Here is a 322-nt window from a genome sequence, read left to right on the forward strand (position 1 = left end):
ACATAGACGGTGCGACTTCTTTACGCTTTCCAAGAGCAACTTTTAAGATAGGATAAGCAATAAATCCGAACGCAATGCCATCAGCTATACTATATGTGAGCGGGATCATGACAATAATTAAGAACGCTGGAAATCCTTCTGAAAAATCGTTCAGAGGAATTTGTTGAATGCTTGTAATCATCAGGCCGCCAATAATAATTAAGATTGGTGCAATGGCACTATCAGGAATTAGTTTGACAAACGGAAGTGCAAACAGTGATGCAAAGAATAACAACCCTGTAACGATAGACGTCAGACCTGTCTTTCCGCCTGCAGTAATACC

Annotated in this window: 1 pseudogene; it reads right to left on the reverse strand. The window is 40.4% G+C overall.

Annotation, left to right across the window (positions count from 1 at the left end):
- A pseudogene (locus tag MR079_RS28615) lies at nt 1–322 on the reverse strand (NCS2 family permease); the annotation flags it as partial.

Origin of the sequence: Bacillus cereus group sp. BfR-BA-01381 (assembly GCF_022663555.1) — a bacterium.
Classification (GTDB): domain Bacteria; phylum Bacillota; class Bacilli; order Bacillales; family Bacillaceae_G; genus Bacillus_A; species Bacillus_A pacificus.